The organism is Paracidovorax citrulli, from assembly GCF_900100305.1.
In the GTDB taxonomy this organism is placed as follows: domain Bacteria; phylum Pseudomonadota; class Gammaproteobacteria; order Burkholderiales; family Burkholderiaceae_C; genus Paracidovorax; species Paracidovorax citrulli.
The window spans coordinates 1-16,016 of record NZ_FNEY01000014.1 but is presented as its reverse complement, the minus strand read 5'-3'; the positions used below and the strand labels follow the sequence as shown (position 1 = coordinate 16,016).

The window sequence follows — 16,016 nt, the reverse complement described above, 5'->3', positions numbered from 1 at the left end:
CCGCGCGGGCAGCGCAGCCCTCGGCGGCCGGTCCTGCGCCCGGTTTTCCGGCGACAGCCTCGCGGCCTGCGTGCGGGGGGCGATAGGCGCCGGTGCATCGCCCTGTGGTGCCGGTGTGCTGGCGCGCCGGGCAGCGTCGCCCGCGCCGGAAGTCCGCTGCTGGAGCAATGCACCACTGCGGTGGGCGCCATGGTTCCGGTTGATGTTTGTTGATTGCACGGTAGACCGCCTGACGATGGGACCGCTCGGGCAGCCCGCGACCCCGCACGGATTTCCCCACCCGAGGAGGCACCATGCTGCGCCCGCGCACGGGGCGGCGCTCCGCCCGTGGCGAAGCCGCTCACCTTTGCGCGAACTGCCCGCCCTGCGATCCGGAGCGGCTCACACGGCCCTCATGGTGTCTTCCTCCCGCTTACTGTCATGCACGTACTGCACGCGAGTCCGTGGGGCGCTCCGCCGGAAACGCTTCGCCGCAACGCGTCAGCCGCTCTGCTGCTCGCGGAACTCCCGCGCCCGGCCGAAATGCCCGCAGCCGATGAAGGGCACGGGCGGCCTCAGTGCGGACAGGGGCGATGGATGGTTGGCGGTCAGCACGAGGTGGCGGCTGGCGTCGATGAGCGGCCGCTTGGACTGCGCGTGCGATCCCCATAGCATGAAGACCGCGGGCCGGTCGCCCTCGCCCACCTTGCGGATCACGGCGTCGGTGAGCTGCTCCCAGCCCTTGCCCGCGTGGCTTGCGGGCTGGGACTCTTCGACGGTGAGGCAGGTGTTGAGCAGCAGCACGCCGTTCTTCGCCCACTTGACGAGGCTGCCGCCCGGCTCGGGCCAGGCGGGGAACGGTGTGCCCAGGTCGCGCTGCAATTCCTTGAAGATGTTGCGCAGCGAGGGCGGCAGGGCCACGCCGGGGGCGACCGAGAAGGCCAGCCCTTCGGCCTGGCCGCGCCCGTGGTAGGGGTCCTGTCCCAGGATGACCACGCGCACCGACTCCGGCGGCGTGAGCTCCAGCGCGCGCAGCGGCCGAGGCGGAAAGATCACCGCACCCGCATCCAGCCGCTGGCGCAGGAAGCCCAGCAGCGCCTGCCCGCGCGCGCTCGCGAAGAAATCATCGACCAGCGGCTGCCAGCCGGACGCCACCGGCCAGTCGGCGGGATCGGCGCTCTGCAACTGCGAAGGCGGGGCGGAGGGGGCGTGCGCGGATGGGGTCATGGTCGGTGGGCAAATACCGGGCGGGCCCGGCAGCGGTGGCGGAGTGGGCGGGATCAGGCGAACAGCTTCGCCAGCGCGGCCCCGGGCTCCTGGGCCCGCATGAAGGCTTCACCCACGAGGAAGGCATGCACGTCGGCATCGCGCAGGGTCTTGACGTCCTGTGGCGTGAGGATGCCGGATTCCGCCACCAGCAGCCGGTCGGACGGGACCGCTTTGCGCAGCGAGACGGTGGTGTCCAGCGACACCTCGAAGGTGCGCAGGTTGCGGTTGTTGATGCCCACCAGCGGCGTGCGCAGCTTGAGGGCGCGGTCCAGTTCGGCGCCGTCGTGCACCTCCACCAGCGCGGCCATGCCCAGGCTGTGGGCGATGGCCTCGAACTCCGCCATCTGCGCATCCTCCAGGCAGGCGGCGATCAGCAGGATGGCGTCGGCACCCATCGCGCGCGATTCGTAGATCTGGTAGGCATCGACCATGAAGTCCTTGCGCAGCACCGGCAGCGCGCAGCTCGCGCGGGCCTGCTTGAGGTAGTCGGGCTGGCCCTGGAAGAACTGCCTGTCGGTCAGCACCGAGAGACAGGCCGCGCTGACCTTGCCATTGCCTTCGGCATAGCTCTGGGCGATGTCGGCCGGGATGAAGTTTTCGCGGATCACGCCCTTGCTGGGGCTGGCCTTCTTGATCTCGGCGATCACCGCCGCCTGGCCCGCGGCGATCTTCGCGCGCAGGGCGCCCTCGAAATCGCGCGTGAGCACGCGGCTCTCGGCGTCGGCGCGCATGGCGGCCAGGGGGATCTTCTTCTGCGCCGCCGCGATTTCCTCGCGCTTGACGGCCACGATCTTGTTCAGGATGTCACTCATGTTCCGGTGCTTTCTTCAAAGGAGGCGCCTCCGCTTCGGGGGCACCATTTTTCAGGATGTGGATGAAGACGCGGTGCATCACGATGCCCGCCACGATGAATAGCAGGGATACGCCGAGGGCGATCCAGGTTCCGCTGTCGCGCCACATGGGCGGTTCCGGCCGGCTGGCGCCTCAGCCGCCGGCGGCCAGGGCCCGGGTGCGCGCCACCAGTTGCTCCAGCCGCGCGAGCGCCGCGCCGGAGTCCAGCGCCGCGCGGGCCCGCGCGATGCCGTCGGCCATGGTCGCGGCCACGTTCGCCGCGTAGAGCGCCACGCCCGCGTTCAGACAGACGATCTCGCGCGCGGAGCCCGGTTCGCCACGCAGCACCGACAGCAGCATCTCGCGCGACTGCTCGGGCGTCTCCACCTTGAGGGCGCGGTTGCTCGACATCGCCAGGCCGAAGTCTTCCGGATGGATTTCGTATTCGGTGATCTCGCCGTTCTTCAGCTCGCCCACCATGGTGGCCGCGCCCAGGCTCACCTCGTCCATGCCGTCGCGGCCATAGACGACCAGCGCGTGCTCCGCGCCCAGGCGCTGCAGCGCGCGCACCTGGATGCCCACGAGATCGGGGTGGAACACGCCCATGAGGATGTTCGGCGCGCCGGCAGGGTTGGTGAGCGGCCCGAGGATGTTGAAGAGCGTGCGCACGCCCAGTTCCTTGCGCACGGGCGCCACGTTCTTCATGGCCGGGTGGTGGTTGGGGGCGAACATGAAGCCGATACCCGTGTCGGCGATGCAGCGTGCGATGGCCTCGGGCGGCAGGTCGATATGGACGCCCAGCGACTCCATCACGTCGGCGCTGCCGCTCTTGCTCGATACGCCCCGGCCGCCGTGCTTGGCGGTCTTGGCGCCCGCCGCCGCGGCCACGAACATGGCGCAGGTGGAGATGTTGAAGGTATTGGCGCCGTCGCCGCCGGTGCCCACGATGTCCACCAGGTGGGTGGTGTCGGCCACGGCCACCTTGCGGGAGAACTCGCGCATCACCTGCGCCGCCGCGGTGATCTCGCCGATGGTTTCCTTCTTGACGCGCAGGCCGGTGACGATGGCCGCGGTCATCACGGGCGACAGCTCGCCGCGCATGATCATGCGCATGAGGTGCAGCATCTCGTCGTGGAAGATTTCGCGGTGCTCGATCGTGCGCTGCAGCGCTTCCTGGGGGGTGATGGACATGGCGGGAAGCCTTTTTCTGGAGATCGGGAGATTCAGGGGCCCGGCCGCTCGGACAGCGCGAGCCTGATGCCGAAGCCGACGAACATGGCGCCGGCCGCGCGGTCGAGCCAGTGCATGCGGCGCTGCACCAGGGCGGCGCGCCGCGCAATCCAGGCGGCGGCCAGGGCCCAGCCCACGTTCACGGGGATGGCATTGAGGTTGAACAGCGTGCCCAGCAGCACGAAGGCCAGGGCCTTGTGCTCCGCGCCCGGCGCGATGAACTGGGGAACGAAGGCCAGGAAGAAGATGGCCACCTTCGGGTTGAGCACGTTGGTCCAGAAGCCGCCCAGGAAGACCTTGCGCAGCGGCGCGCCGGCTGCGGCGTCCACAGCGGCGGCGCCCTCGCCCGCCGGTCCCGCGGTGCGGGCCACGGCCGCGAGGCCGCCGCCCGGCCGGGCGCGCAGCATGCGCACGCCCATCCAGACCAGGTAGGCCGCACCGGCCCACTTGAGCACGGAGAACGCGGTGGCCGACGTGGCAAGCAGCGCCCCCACGCCGAGCGCCGCGGCGGCCACGTGGACGAAGCAGCCCGCGGTGACGCCCAGGCCCGCCACGATGCCGGCGCGCGCCCCCGATCGCAGGGCATGCGTGGCGATGTAGAAGACATCCGGCCCGGGCGTGAGGTTCAGCAGCCAGCCCGCGGCGACGAACAGCAGCAGATGGTGGAAATCCGGCACGGCGAATCCTTACCGGCGACCGGCGGCGGCCGGCGCGGGACCGGTGGAGACCGGGGAGGCGTCCATGGCGGTCACGCCTTCATCGAGAGGAAGTTCTTCAGCATGGCATGCCCATGCTCGGTGAGGATGCTCTCGGGGTGGAACTGCACGCCTTCGATGGGCAGTTCCTTGTGGCGCACGCCCATGATCTCGCCATCGTCTGTCCAGGCCGTGACCTCCAGCACCTCGGGGCAGGACTCGCGCTCGATGGACAGCGAGTGGTAGCGGTTCACGGTGAACTGCTCCGGCAGCCCGGCGAACACGCCCTGGCCGGTGGTGGTGATGGTGCTGGTCTTGCCGTGCATCAGTTCGCGGGCCCGGATGATGCGCCCGCCGAAGGCCGCCCCGATGGACTGGTGGCCCAGGCACACGCCCAGGATGGGCAGCTTGCCCGCGAAGTGGCGGATGGCCTCCACGGAGACACCGGCCTCCGCGGGCGAGCACGGGCCGGGCGAGATGACGAGATGGCGCGGATTGCGGGCCGCGATCTCCTCCACGGTGATCTCGTCGTTGCGGTGCACTTCCACCTGGGCGCCCAGTTCTCCGAAGTACTGGACGATGTTGTAGGTGAAGCTGTCGTAGTTGTCGACCATCAGAACTGTCATTGACTTAAGTCCTTGATTCAATTGCTAATTTTCAGATGCGCTCCGGGCGCGCAGCGATGCGGTGGCGAGCGGTGCATCGGCCCGGGATGTCCGGCCCACCGGCGCACGAAACCATCCACGCGCGCGTCCGGCGAGGATGGCATGGAAGCAATGGGGAAATGGGGGCAAGACACTCTCCTTGGTGAGAGCCGCCGTGCCGGGAGCCGGGAACATGCCGCCACCGGTCAGGGCGGCAAACCTGCGGTCGTGGGGACCGCAGCGGTGCGCCGCTTCTACGAGAAGCGCCACCACTTGGCTACGTTGAACGATGCGCTGCAGGTCATGATGCTCGGCCGGTTTGGTCGTTGGAGGTCCAGCAGCCATTGCGCAGGCCGCGAACCGGATCCGCCTGAGTGTAATGCCCAAGGGTGGCACTGTCGATGCGTTCGACTTGCGGCAAGCCCATTCGCAGGCCAGGCCTTCGAGCACACCGCAGCCACCCCGTAACCGGACGCATTGTCGCGGTGTTCCCGCGATGCGCCGGCATCGGCCGAGCAGCAACGAGGTCTGCAGTCGTCCACACCCGGTCCGGACAGCGTGCCGTTATACGGCGCCCACTGCTGGAGCCGTTCTGCGCTTGCGGGTCTTGCGGACTGACGCCATGGCACTGTCGCCGAGCAGCACCCCTGGCGGCAACCGAGCATGGCGGCAGAAATCGGACACCCGTACGAGCTGAAGGCCCTGCGCCGACGCAAGGTCCCGCGGCCCGGTAAACCTTCTCGTACGCGCTGACGAGCGCATGCGGCGCCTGCCACGGCGACGGGCCGGTCGCTTCGCATCCTCTTACATGGCATCGCACCGCCTGCATGCCGCGCCGGGCCGCGCCCGCACAGTGGTAGTCGCGTTGGTCCACCGATCCACGATTCCCCCTCCGATGGTGAAAGTGCCTGGGTGCACCGGTGCTTTTTTCCACGTCAACACCAGGAGCCACTACCGATGAGTGCCATCAAGAAAGCCTTCCAGGCAATAGGGAAGGGAATCGAAAAAGCCGTCAACAGCGTCGGCCAGATCGCCAAGGGAATCGTCACGCTGAACCTGAAGGCCGCGGCCCAGGGCCTCAAGGGCCTGGCCGACGCCACCCTGACCATGGCGCGCGGCGCCATGAACCTCATGCCCGCAGCGATGGCGGCCAACACGCTGCTCGACGGCGCGCTCGACAAGGTGCTGAACAAGGTGCAGAAAACCGCGCAGAAGCTGGCCGACTCCGTGGTGGACAGCGTGGAAGGAGGCCTCTCCAACATCAAGGACGGCGTGCTCAACACGGTCAAGGGCATCGCCAAGGGCAATTTCTCCAAAGCCTTCGAGGGCCTGACACAGCTGGCCATGGGGGTGGTGGACACGGCGTCCAACTTCGGCCCCGGCGGCGTCGCCAAGAACATGGCCCGCATGGCGGTGGATGCCGCCATCGGGATGGCAGGCCAGGAAGCCACGAATCTCGCCTCCAGGGTGCTGGACCCGAACGGGACTTCCCGCTTCGGAGCGCTCGCCACCGATATGGTGGGCGCGGCGGTGGGCGGGGGACTGGGCGGATCGCGCGCCGGCCGGTTCGCGGGCTGCGGCACGGGCGCCACGGGCATGGTTCAGGGTGCCCAGCACGCCGTGCAGGACACGGCGCGCACGGCCGCCCTTGGCTTCGCGCAGGAGCAGGTGTCCACGCTCACGATGAAGGTGCAGATGACCCTGGACCCCAATGGCGATTCGCGCGTGGGCGAAGCAGGAGCGAACGCCTTCGACAACGCGGCGAACGCCGCCCTCTTCCAGGCCACCGCCGGCCACCGCCGCGCCGACGGCACGCGCGCCACGGCCGGCGAGCAACTGCGCGGTGTGCAGACCGCCGCCACGGACGCCGCGCTCGACAGCCTGAACGTCTCGGCGCAGACCGCCGTCCAGGGTGCGATCTACCAGCAACTGTCGCCGCTGGGCGCAGGCGCGGGCACGGGCACGGGCCTGGGCTCCACCCTGGGCGCCATCGGCACGGACGCCGCCGCGGGCGTGGCCGGCGCCGCGGTGAACCATGCCTTCACGGGCCGCCAGCGCGGCGTGGACGGCGCACTGCCGCCGATGGCACCGTACACCGCCCTCGCGGCCGCCAAGGGGGCCGTCCTGCTGGCCGTGGACCAGTTCGTGCAGCAGGTGGTCGCACGCACCATCCTGGACGCCATCCAGAGCGCGCTCGGCCAGATGGACGCGTCGTCGCTCAAGGGCTTCGCCTCGCTGTCGGAGGCATCGGACACCGATGCCCCCGCCGGACAAGGCCCGGTCCAGATGGCGCGCCATGCCGCCGCGCAGATCCGCCAGCAGATGGGCCTGTCCATCGAGATGGCCATCGACCAGGCCACCCGCCAGGCCACCGATGCCATCGGGCAGCGCCTGCTGCAGGGCCTGACGGGCGGCGGCGGCAACAACGCCCGCGCCCTGGGCGGCGACCTGGCGAGCATCACCCGCAACGCGGCGATGCAGCCCATCGAGCAGGCCTCGCGCAGCGTCTTCGACGCGGTGCAGGGCGCCATCGGCCAGGCCGCGCGCCAGACCGTCGAGCAGGGCCTCGCCGACAAGCTCGCGCTGGGTGGCAGCCCCACGGCGGCAACGCTGCAGGTGCAGTTCGAAGCCCAGATCAGCCACTACCAGATCCGGGCCTGACGCGGCCCGCCGCCGGGCGGGCGGCCCGTACCCGCCCTGCCCGGCCCCATTTCCACTTCCTTTGCAAAGGCACGCCAAGCCATGGACGAAACCCAACTTCCCGATGACCCTGTCGCCGCCCTGGCCGTGCGCCTGGTGGAGGCGCTGCGCGACGACCGCCTCGACGAGGCCGAGACGCTGCTCGACGAGATGAACGCGCTGAACCCCGAAACCGAGGAGCACCTGATCTTCCCGGTGCTGATCGCCATCCAGCGCGGCTACATCACCGAGGCCCTGCAGTACCTGAACACCCTGGGCGAGGACACAGCGCCGGAACTCAAGGCCCTGTGCCTGAACATCCTGGGCGACCCGACATGGCACTACCACGCGCAGCAGGGCCTGGAAAGCGACGATCCGCACGTGCGCAAGGCGATGCGCCAGCTGCTGCAGATGGACCCCGAAGACGAACCTGCCGCGCTCGCGGCCTGACCGCCGGACGCGCACCAGGGAGCATCCCATGCTGAAACTGACGGACCGCGCGGACCTCGGCGTGTTCTACGACGCCGACGCCGCGCGCTATGGCGACCAGGGCTACACGGAAACCGTGACGCGCGAGCGCTTCGCGGCGTTCTACGCGGACTGCCCTTCGATCGGCTTCGAGGCCGACGGGCAGCCCATCGGAGGCATCCTTTTCGACGGCGAGGAGGCGCACATCGCCGTGCTGCCCTCCCACCACGGGCGCTGGGCCCTGCTGCTGAAGCCGGCCCTGGCGTGGCTGTTCGCGCTGCGGCCGGACATCACGGTCGCGGTGGAGCGGAACAACACCCGCTGCCTGCGCTTCCTCGACCGGCACGGCTGGCAGCGCACCGGCGAGCGCGACGGCGATCTGCTCTACCGGCTCGAGCCCCAGGGCGGTACGCGCAAGACCGCCTACCCCTTCCGCCGCCGTGCGCGCGGCACCGTTTCTCCATCCGCCGAGGTGGCACCATGCACGCACACACACTGACCCCGTCCCTCCCGCCGTCGGCCATTCCGGCGGCATGGCGCTCCGGCGCGAACCGGCTGGTCTCCTGCGGGGGCAGGCCCGGCGTCCAGTTGCGCCTGGTCTCGCTCGTCGAGCCGCCCCTGCTGCTGGACGAGGGCTTTCCGCAGGCTTCGGGCCTGTGGGTGTCCTCGCAATTGCGCTTTTCCCGCGGCATGAATTCGCTGGCGCTGCTGCACATGGCCATGCACGGCCTGCTGATCCGGCTGGAATCGATGGCCGGCGCCGGCCGCTGCAGGGATGCCAACCACACGCTGCGCATGCTGGTGGAAGGCCGCCTCACGCACGTGTTCGCCAGTACCGCCGATTTCCAGAGCCTGACCGGCCATGCCGATGCCGACCCACCGTCCCTGCCCCGGCTCGTGGACATCGACCTGGAGCACGACTGGCTGGTGGTGGATGCGCAGCGGGGCTTCGACAACGCCCGTCCCTCGCCCGCGCTGATCGCCGGGCTGGTCCGCCTGGCGGAGATTCCCAAGGCGGCGCGGCGCCTGGACACGCTGCCGGACGCGGGGCCGGCAGGCCCGGACGGCGACCGCCTGGCGCTGCTGCTGGAAGCCGCCAGGGCGCTCGCACAGCAGGACCTGGGAGACCAGGCCGCGACGCTGTCGCAGGATGCCGGCGCCCTGGCATCGCGGCTCGGCGTCCGGACGCTGGTGCAGTGGCTGCTGTCCGACCTGCCCCTCCCGGATGCGCTGGTGCCGGGGGCGGAGCCTGCGGAACAGCAGTTCGCGGGCTTCCAGGGTTTGCTGCAGTAGGCGCGGCGAACACGACCCTTGCGGCGTTGGCGCCGCATGAAGGCGGACCGGTCGGTCCGCCTTTCTTTTTTCCAGGGGCTGCCGCCCCCTGACTAGCGTTTCGCCAGCGGATACAGGTCCAGGACCTTGCGCACGTAATCCTGGGTTTCGCGGTAGGGCGGCACGCGGTAGCCGTGGCGGATGACCGCGCCCTCGCCCGCGTTGTAGGCCGCCAGCACGAGGTCGGTGCGGCCGTTGAAGCGGTCGGCCAGGAACCGGAGGTAGCGCACGCCGACATCGACGTTCACGGCGGGGCTGAGGATGTCGTCCTCGGAGGCGGCCCCGAACCGTGCGGCCGTGGCCGGCATGAGCTGCATGAGGCCCATCGCGCCCTTGGGCGACCGGGCGCGGGGGGCATAGCCGGATTCGACCTGGATGACCGCGCGCACCAGGTGCGGATCGATCGCGTGGCGCTGGGCCGCCGATTCGATGATGGGCGACAGCGCATCGGCCCGGGGGCTGATGCCGGGGCCGCGCCGCGCGCCGCCTCCCGGCCACCGCATGCCCGGCAGCGCAGCGCTGGCCGTGGGCGCGTAGATGTCGCGGGGCGCGGGCGCGTGGATCACGCGTGCGGGGGCGATCGCCGAGGTGTCCGGCCAGCCGGGCAGCGCGACGTCGCGCGCGGGCGTCCAGGCGGCCGCGCTGCACGAGCTTCCGATGGAGGGAAAGCGTTGCGCGATGTCCGCGCCCACCACCAGCAGGGCCGAGCCACCGGGCAGCCGGCAGTCGTAGGCGCCCGCCGCCACGGCCGCGCCGGCCGACAGGGCGAACACGCCGGCCAGCATGTGGCGGGCAACACGCGTTCGGGATGCAGTCCGCGCCATCACACCACCTCCAGGCGGCGCAGCAGCGGAGCGCGCTGCGCGAGGTACTGCCGGGCGCTCTCCGCCAGTTCGGCGGCATCCAGCACGCCGTCGCCGCCCACCGATTCCGCCACGGCGCGCGCGATGGCCTCCGGATCGCCGCCATGGCGCTGCGCGGCGCGGATCTGCCGCAGCGCGGCGGGCGTCCATTCGGTCGCGAGCCCCGAGGCTCCGCACACGAGGTGGCGCGTGCCGTCCGCACCGCCGCGCTGCAGGACCGCGGCGTTGAAACCCTGCACCGACGCACGGGCCGTGGCGCGCAGCGCGGCCGGCAGCGCCGGCATCACCACGCCGCTGCTGGACAGCAGCAGCAGCGCCTCATGGATGGACTGCGCCGGCAGGCCACGCTGCAGCGGCCTGGCCGCCAGGTCCCGCAGCCGCACCGGCCCCTCGCCCAGCGCATCGAGCAGATCGGCGCTGGCCGCCTCGCCCAGCCACTGGCCGACCAGCCGCAGGGCCGCGCACTGGGGCAGGGCATCGCGCGGCGCGGCCAGCAGCCACTCCCGCTCCAGCATGCGCGCAGTCTGCTCGGCGGGCGTCAGCGCCTGCCCCCCGCGCACGAACAGGTCCCGGCGGAAGGAGCGGTTGAGACCGTAGTCGCGCAGCGTTTCGCGCAGCACGGGGTCGGGGGTCGATTCCAGCAGCGCGGCCAGTTCCTCCGGCACGCAGGCGGCGTCCACCTGCTCGGCCAGCAGGGCCGGCGCGGCGAACGACAGTCCGGCCGCCCCGAATTCCGCGGCCACCTGGTGGAAGTACAGCGGGTGCGAGTCCGGCCCCACGTATTCGTGCAGCGCGTAATTCGGCCCTTCCGCCTGCGCATGCCGCAGGCGCTCTGCCACGGCCGGATGGGCCTGCACATAGCCGCCCCCGCAGGCCGCGAGCCGGCCGATGAAGTCCAGGGCACCCTGCAGCTGCTCGGCGGCGCCGGCATCCGGGTCGGCCACGCGCGAAGCGTGCAGGTGGAACAGCTCGCGCAGCGGCAGCAGCGGGGCCCAGCCGGGCAGCGTGTTGTAGCTCACATAGACCACGCCGCCGGGCTTGAGGCGGCGCTCGATGAACCGCACGATCGCCTGCCGCAGCGCCGGAGACACCCAGGAGTACACGCCGTGCATCACGATGCAGTCCATCATCGGCAGGTCGCGGTCGGGCAATTCCTCGAACCCGTCCTCGAACACTTCCACGTTCGACAGGCCCGCTTCGCGGGCGAGGTTCCGCGCGTAGGCCACGTGGGCGGGATTGAAGTCGTTGCCGAAAAAGCGCATGTGCGGAAAGCTGGCCGCATGGGCGAGCAGCGAGACACCGAAGCCCATGCCCAGCTCGAAATAGCACAGCGGATCCTGCAGGTCGGGAGCGCGCTGCCCGCGCGATTCCAGGGCGGCGGCGATGACGCCGGGAGACAGGATCTCGTAATAGCCGTGGGTATAGACCAGTTCGTTCGCCGCGGTGCGGGGGAGTGACATCGTCGTTCCTTTCTGAGGGAGAAATGCCCCGGGGCCGCGCGGCGATCCGGGAGCGCAATCGAAGGGCATGGCCCGCGCGCGAGTGGATCCGGCGCGCGGGGGTGCCCGCATCGCGATTGCAAACGGACACCGCGCGGGCAGCGGCCGCAAGCTCGAAGCGATGGCCCGAAAGGCGAAGGAGCCCGCCGCACGGCGCGCGGCGGCGAGGGCTTCGCAAGCCGTCGCGCGGCTTCGCATCCCTGCGCGTGCCGCCCGGCACCGGCTCCTAAGCTGTCCCTCACACGAAGACACCGAACGGAGCGCTCCAGTGATGCCCAAAATTTCCGCCCCCCGACCACGGCATGCAGCCGCCGGCATGACCGGCGGCTTGCTGGCCGGCGCGGTACTCGCGCTGGGCATGGCCGGCCTGCCCGCGGCCCAGGCCTCCTCGCTGCGGCTGAGCGCCAGCCTCTCGAGCCTGCCCTCGGCGGGTGCGGGCGCCGCCCTGGCGGTGCCGGCCGCGGAGCTGGCCACGGCCGGCGCGGACGCCGCGCCCTCCAGCCCGGCCGCCGCTTCCGCCCCGGCCCAGCGCAGCAACACGCTGCAGAAGGCCCAGCCACGCAAGCACACCCCCTACCATGCGCTGGCAGCGGCGACTTTCTCGGCAGGCGCCGTCGGCGCAGCCGCCGCCAGCGCGCCCGCTCCGGCCGCCACGGCGCCCGTGGCGATACCGGCCATCCCCGCCGCCCGGGCACTGGAGACGCTCACGCCCGCCTCGCGGGCTTCCGACGCCCTTAACCGCGGCCGCTTCGTGTACCGCGCCGAGAACAAGCGCCTCACGGACGTCCTGCAGGATTTCGCCGCCAGCCAGGGCATCCCCGCCGTGGTGGCGGACGGGCTGGACGGCATCGTCAACGCGAACTTCGACGCCAGGCCCCGGGAATTCCTGGACAGCGTGGCACGCGCCTACAACATGCTCTGGTACCACGACGGCTCGGCGCTGTATTTCTACCCGGGCAAGTCCATCCAAAGCCGCATGTTCCGCATCAAGGGATTCAGCCGCGACCAGCTCACGGCCATGCTGCAGTCCCTGGACGTGGGGGACAAGCGCTACCCCATCCGCTTCGATGCGGCCAGCAGCACGATTTATGTTTCCGGGCCGCCCCGGCACGTGGAGCTGGTGAGCTCCGCGCTGGAAGCCCTGGATGCGGGCGTCACGGCCAGCGCCGAGCGCACGGTGCGCGTTTTCTCGCTGCAGTTCGCATCCGCCAGCGACCGCTCGATGGGCGACTCGGTGGTGCCCGGCGTGGCCACCACGCTGCGCAAGCTCTACAGCAAGGACGACGGCGAAGGGCTGGCGACGTCCAAGGCGACGAGCGCCGAGGTGATCGAGAAGATCCAGCAGCAGACGCGCCGCAAGATGAGCGCCTACGTGCCCGTGCCCGCGGCCAACCAGTTCCTGCCGCCGCTGCCGCGCGTCAACCCCTCCGAGGGCACGCGCCCGCCCGAGCCGGTGTCGCTGCCCAGCTCCGCCGCCGCGGACAAGTCCGACGAGGCGCCGCCCCGCTTCGAGGCCGACGAGGGGACGAACTCCGTCGTCGTGTACGGCCGGGCCGACCGGATGGACGAATACGAATCGCTGATCCGCCGCCTGGACCAGAAGCCGCAGCTCGTCGAGCTGGAGGCCACGATCATCGAGGTCAACTCCGACAGCGTGGATGCGCTGGGCGTGAACTGGTCGCTGCGCGCCGGCACGAGCAGCATCTCCACCAACCTGCCGGGCCCGAGCACGCCGGCCGCGCTCAGCACCATCGTGCTCGACGCGGGCCGCCACCTGCTGGCCAACGTCAACGCGCTGGAAGCGCAGGGCAAGGCGCGCATCCTGTCCAAGCCCTCGGTGCTGGGTGTCGCCAACCGGGCGGCGGTGATGCGCGAGAAGCGCGTGGCCACCGTGCGCGTCGCGGGGAACCTCGAGGCCAACCTCTTCCAGATCGAGGCCGGCACGCTGCTGCAGATGACGCCGCAGGTCACCCCGGTGGATGGCAAGAACAACATCAAGCTGAGTCTCTACATCGAGGACGGCGCGTTCGAGACCAACGTGGTGGACCAGATCCCCCTCGTCAAGAAGACCGAGATCCGCACGGAGGCCCACGTCCGCGAAGGCGAGAGCCTGCTGATCGGCGGCATCACCGTCGAATCGGAAAACACGCAGGACAACGCGGTCCCGGGCCTGTCCAAGCTGCCGGTCGTGGGCGGGGTCTTCCGCAACACGGAGCGCCTCACCCGCCGCACCGAGCGCCTGTTCCTGATCACGCCGCGCGTCATCGCGCAGGACGCACCGACCACCGTTTCCTCGATCTCCCCGGAGGTTCGCAAGCCATGAAGCAACTTCGTATCCTGACCGGCCGGCATGCCGGGGCCCGCATAAATTTGACTGCAACGCGCCACCAGATCGGCGCGGACGAAGCGGCGGATATCCAGTTGCTCGACTGGACCGCCGAACCGGTGGTCATCGGCGCTGGAGAGGACGGCATGGTCCACATCGCGACGGCATCCCAGGGTGGGCAGGCATCCGCCGTGCTGGCCGACTTCACGCCCCGGCGCTTCGGCGACGTGGTGCTGTGCACCGGACCCGCCGATGCCACCTGGCCCGCCGACGCGGACATCATCGCCCGGCTGTCGCCCGCCGTCGTGGCCGCACCGCCGGCCGCCCCCGCCAAGATCCGGTCGGTGTGGCCCCGCGTCACCTCCGCCGTGGTCGGCACGGCGCTCATGACGGCCGCGCTGAGCGCCGCCGTCGCCCCCTTGAGCCAGAACCAGGCGGAACGCAAGGCGCTGACCTCGGTGCTGCCGCCCGAGCCGCTGAAGATGCGCGTGGAGCGCGCCCTGGCGGAAACCTCGGTGGCGGGCTACGAAGTGGCCCAGCAGGGCGACGGCGTGGTGGTGCGCGGCCTGCTGCGCCAGCCCTCCGACGCCGATGCCCTCCGCCAGCGCCTGGCCGCATTCCAGGGCGACCGCATCGTGCAGTCCTTCGCGTCGGCCACGGAAGTCGCGCAGAGCATCGCCGATGCCCTCGGCCAGCCCGGCCTGCGCATCACACACCACGGCAACGGCCTGTTCACGGTCACCGGAGAGGTGGCGGACCTGCCCGCCCTGCGCCAGAACGCCACCCGCGTGGCCACCGATCTGGCACCGCTCGTGCGCGGCATCGACGTGGCCGCGACCCAGCGTCCCCCGACCAGCCCGCCAGCCATGAGCGCGCTGATGGAAACCGACGGCCTGCAGTACATGCAGACCCGGGATGGGGTGAAGCACCTTTCGCTCACGTCCGGTTCGCGGATCGCTTCGGCCGACCAGCCGGCGTCCTTCCGATAACAAACCCAAGAGACCTTTTCAGACCATGACCGCATCCATCGAATCCACCATTTTCAGCGATCTGGAGAACCTCGAGCAGGCCCTGAGCGAAGACCTCAGCGGAGACCGTGCGCGCGCCATGATCCGCTACTTCGACGAAGTGGCCCGCGAAAGCAGCGCGATGCGGATCCAGGCGCAGATCGACGCCGAGCGCCAACTGATCGGCCAGCTGGTCGATGCTTTCCAGGCATCGCAGCGCGTGATCCGCAAGATCTGGGAAACCCTGCACGGCACGACGCTGGCGGTGTGAGAAAGGCACGACCATGATCCACGCACCCCACCCCGCTCCCGCCGCGTACACGGCCGCCGAGGCGCCTGCCGCGCCCTACCCGGTGATCTACCGCAACCTGATGAGCGTCGCGCTGCTGGGCACCGTGTACCGCGTCGGCAGCGACGCGGACACGATCAGCCAGGCGGTCGAGGCCACGCTGGAGGACTCGAGCACCTACCTGCTCTACCGCAACATCGTGCTGGCCATGGCCGGCCAGCGCGGCAAGGAGCGCGACCAGTTGCTGCACCACGTGGAGTCCCACCCGGACGACGGCGTGAGCAAGGTCGCCCTGGCGCTCACGCTGCTCTTCAACGGCGACCCCGCCTGGCGGCACTGGATCGACAACGTGCTGGCGACCAGCGCGGACCAGCCGGTGCGGCAGGCCGCCCAGGGGGTGCTGCATTTCCTGGGCAGGGTCACCCACAAGCCGGTCATCCACTGACGGACGGCACGCGACACAAGACACGGCGCGGCGGCATGGCCGGCGCGCCTCCCGGATGGAGACCGCAAGGTGCGGTCTTCGCTAACCGCGGTTCACGCCGCAACATTCTTGAGGAGTTTTCCATGTCCATTTCCGGCGCAGACGCATCGACGCAGCGTTCCATCGCACTGCAGGAACAAAACATGCGCAACCAGGAGGCGCTGACCGACGCCAGCACCCGCAACATGGCCAAGCAGGCCCTGCTCAACTTCCAGAAGGAAATGGCGGAAATGAACGCCAAGACCATCGGCGCCATGGGCAAGGGTCTGTCCGGCCTGGCTCCCAACTGATGTCCATGGCGCCGCGCACCGCGTGGCGCGACATCGTCCCTTTCTTCATCCATTCATTCTTTTTCTCGAGGATCCACACCATGTCCATTTCCGGCGCAGACGCATCGACGCAGCGTTCCATCGCACTGCAG

At 70.3% G+C, this 16,016-nt stretch carries 17 protein-coding genes; 9 read left to right on the top strand and 8 right to left on the bottom strand.

Annotated features, from left to right (window positions below):
* Positions 1–480 precede the first annotated feature (480 nt).
* From BLR99_RS11220 to BLR99_RS11200, 6 genes are all read right to left on the bottom strand, one after another.
* Complete coding sequence (locus BLR99_RS11220) at positions 481–1,206, bottom strand: uracil-DNA glycosylase (RefSeq protein ID WP_011793762.1); 726 nt, start codon at positions 1,204–1,206, stop codon at positions 481–483.
* A 53-nt stretch (positions 1,207–1,259) separates the two neighbouring features.
* The gene (gene trpC / locus BLR99_RS11215; RefSeq protein ID WP_011793761.1) at positions 1,260–2,060 is read right to left on the bottom strand and encodes an indole-3-glycerol phosphate synthase TrpC; all 801 of its coding nucleotides are present in this window, start codon (positions 2,058–2,060) and stop codon (positions 1,260–1,262) included.
* Positions 2,053–2,208, bottom strand: coding sequence for a hypothetical protein (locus BLR99_RS23105; RefSeq protein ID WP_017439563.1), 156 nt, complete (start codon positions 2,206–2,208; stop codon positions 2,053–2,055). Before BLR99_RS23105 ends, trpC begins: the two co-directional genes overlap by 8 nt.
* A gap of 24 nt (positions 2,209–2,232) precedes the next feature.
* Positions 2,233–3,270: an anthranilate phosphoribosyltransferase gene (gene trpD / locus BLR99_RS11210; protein ID WP_046060354.1), complete on the bottom strand. Its 1,038-nt coding sequence runs from the start codon at positions 3,268–3,270 to the stop codon at positions 2,233–2,235.
* Between the two features lie 32 nt (positions 3,271–3,302).
* Positions 3,303–3,986 carry a LysE family translocator gene (locus tag BLR99_RS11205; RefSeq protein WP_048857564.1) on the bottom strand — a complete coding sequence of 228 codons (684 nt, stop codon included), beginning with the start codon at positions 3,984–3,986 and terminating at the stop codon, positions 3,303–3,305.
* A 71-nt stretch (positions 3,987–4,057) separates the two neighbouring features.
* Entirely contained in the window at positions 4,058–4,630 is a 573-nt protein-coding gene (locus BLR99_RS11200; protein WP_011793758.1) for an anthranilate synthase component II, read from the bottom strand.
* 975 nt (positions 4,631–5,605) lie between these two features.
* On the opposite strand from BLR99_RS11200, the gene BLR99_RS11195 reads away from it, so the two are divergent.
* The 4 genes from BLR99_RS11195 (at position 5,606) to BLR99_RS11180 (ending at position 9,088) form a co-directional block, all read left to right on the top strand.
* Entirely contained in the window at positions 5,606–7,309 is a 1,704-nt protein-coding gene (locus BLR99_RS11195) for a hypothetical protein (RefSeq protein ID WP_048857563.1), read from the top strand.
* A gap of 81 nt (positions 7,310–7,390) precedes the next feature.
* Positions 7,391–7,777, top strand: coding sequence for an HrpB1 family type III secretion system apparatus protein (locus tag BLR99_RS11190; RefSeq protein WP_017439542.1), 387 nt, complete (start codon positions 7,391–7,393; stop codon positions 7,775–7,777).
* A gap of 28 nt (positions 7,778–7,805) precedes the next feature.
* Complete coding sequence (locus tag BLR99_RS11185; protein WP_017439541.1) at positions 7,806–8,294, top strand: GNAT family protein; 489 nt, start codon at positions 7,806–7,808, stop codon at positions 8,292–8,294.
* Positions 8,276–9,088 carry a hypothetical protein gene (locus BLR99_RS11180; RefSeq protein WP_048857562.1) on the top strand — a complete coding sequence of 271 codons (813 nt, stop codon included), beginning with the start codon at positions 8,276–8,278 and terminating at the stop codon, positions 9,086–9,088. The genes BLR99_RS11185 and BLR99_RS11180 overlap by 19 nt, the downstream gene beginning before the upstream one ends.
* A 92-nt stretch (positions 9,089–9,180) precedes the next feature.
* On the opposite strand, the gene BLR99_RS11175 is transcribed toward BLR99_RS11180, so the two are convergent.
* Positions 9,181–9,951, bottom strand: a complete 771-nt coding sequence (locus tag BLR99_RS11175; protein WP_046060346.1) for a lytic transglycosylase domain-containing protein — start codon at positions 9,949–9,951, stop codon at positions 9,181–9,183.
* Positions 9,951–11,450: a class I SAM-dependent methyltransferase gene (locus tag BLR99_RS11170; protein WP_048857561.1), complete on the bottom strand. Its 1,500-nt coding sequence runs from the start codon at positions 11,448–11,450 to the stop codon at positions 9,951–9,953. Before BLR99_RS11170 ends, BLR99_RS11175 begins: the two co-directional genes overlap by 1 nt.
* A 310-nt stretch (positions 11,451–11,760) precedes the next feature.
* On the opposite strand from BLR99_RS11170, the gene sctC reads away from it, so the two are divergent.
* The 5 genes from sctC to BLR99_RS11145 all read left to right on the top strand — a co-directional run bounded on the left by sctC (position 11,761) and on the right by BLR99_RS11145 (position 15,885).
* Positions 11,761–13,812 (top strand): type III secretion system outer membrane ring subunit SctC, encoded by a 2,052-nt coding sequence (sctC, locus tag BLR99_RS11165; RefSeq protein ID WP_048857560.1) that lies wholly within the window; start codon positions 11,761–11,763, stop codon positions 13,810–13,812.
* Positions 13,809–14,804, top strand: coding sequence for an HrpD5 family protein (gene hrpD5, locus BLR99_RS11160; RefSeq protein WP_048857559.1), 996 nt, complete (start codon positions 13,809–13,811; stop codon positions 14,802–14,804). Before sctC ends, hrpD5 begins: the two co-directional genes overlap by 4 nt.
* Positions 14,805–14,829: 25 nt before the next feature.
* On the top strand, positions 14,830–15,093 hold the full coding sequence (locus tag BLR99_RS11155) for a hypothetical protein (RefSeq protein ID WP_017438943.1): 264 nt from the start codon (positions 14,830–14,832) through the stop codon (positions 15,091–15,093).
* 13 nt (positions 15,094–15,106) lie between these two features.
* On the top strand, positions 15,107–15,556 hold the full coding sequence (locus BLR99_RS11150; protein WP_017438942.1) for a hypothetical protein: 450 nt from the start codon (positions 15,107–15,109) through the stop codon (positions 15,554–15,556).
* A 122-nt stretch (positions 15,557–15,678) separates the two neighbouring features.
* Complete coding sequence (locus BLR99_RS11145) at positions 15,679–15,885, top strand: hypothetical protein (protein ID WP_048857558.1); 207 nt, start codon at positions 15,679–15,681, stop codon at positions 15,883–15,885.
* The last annotated feature ends 131 nt before the right edge of the window (positions 15,886–16,016 follow it).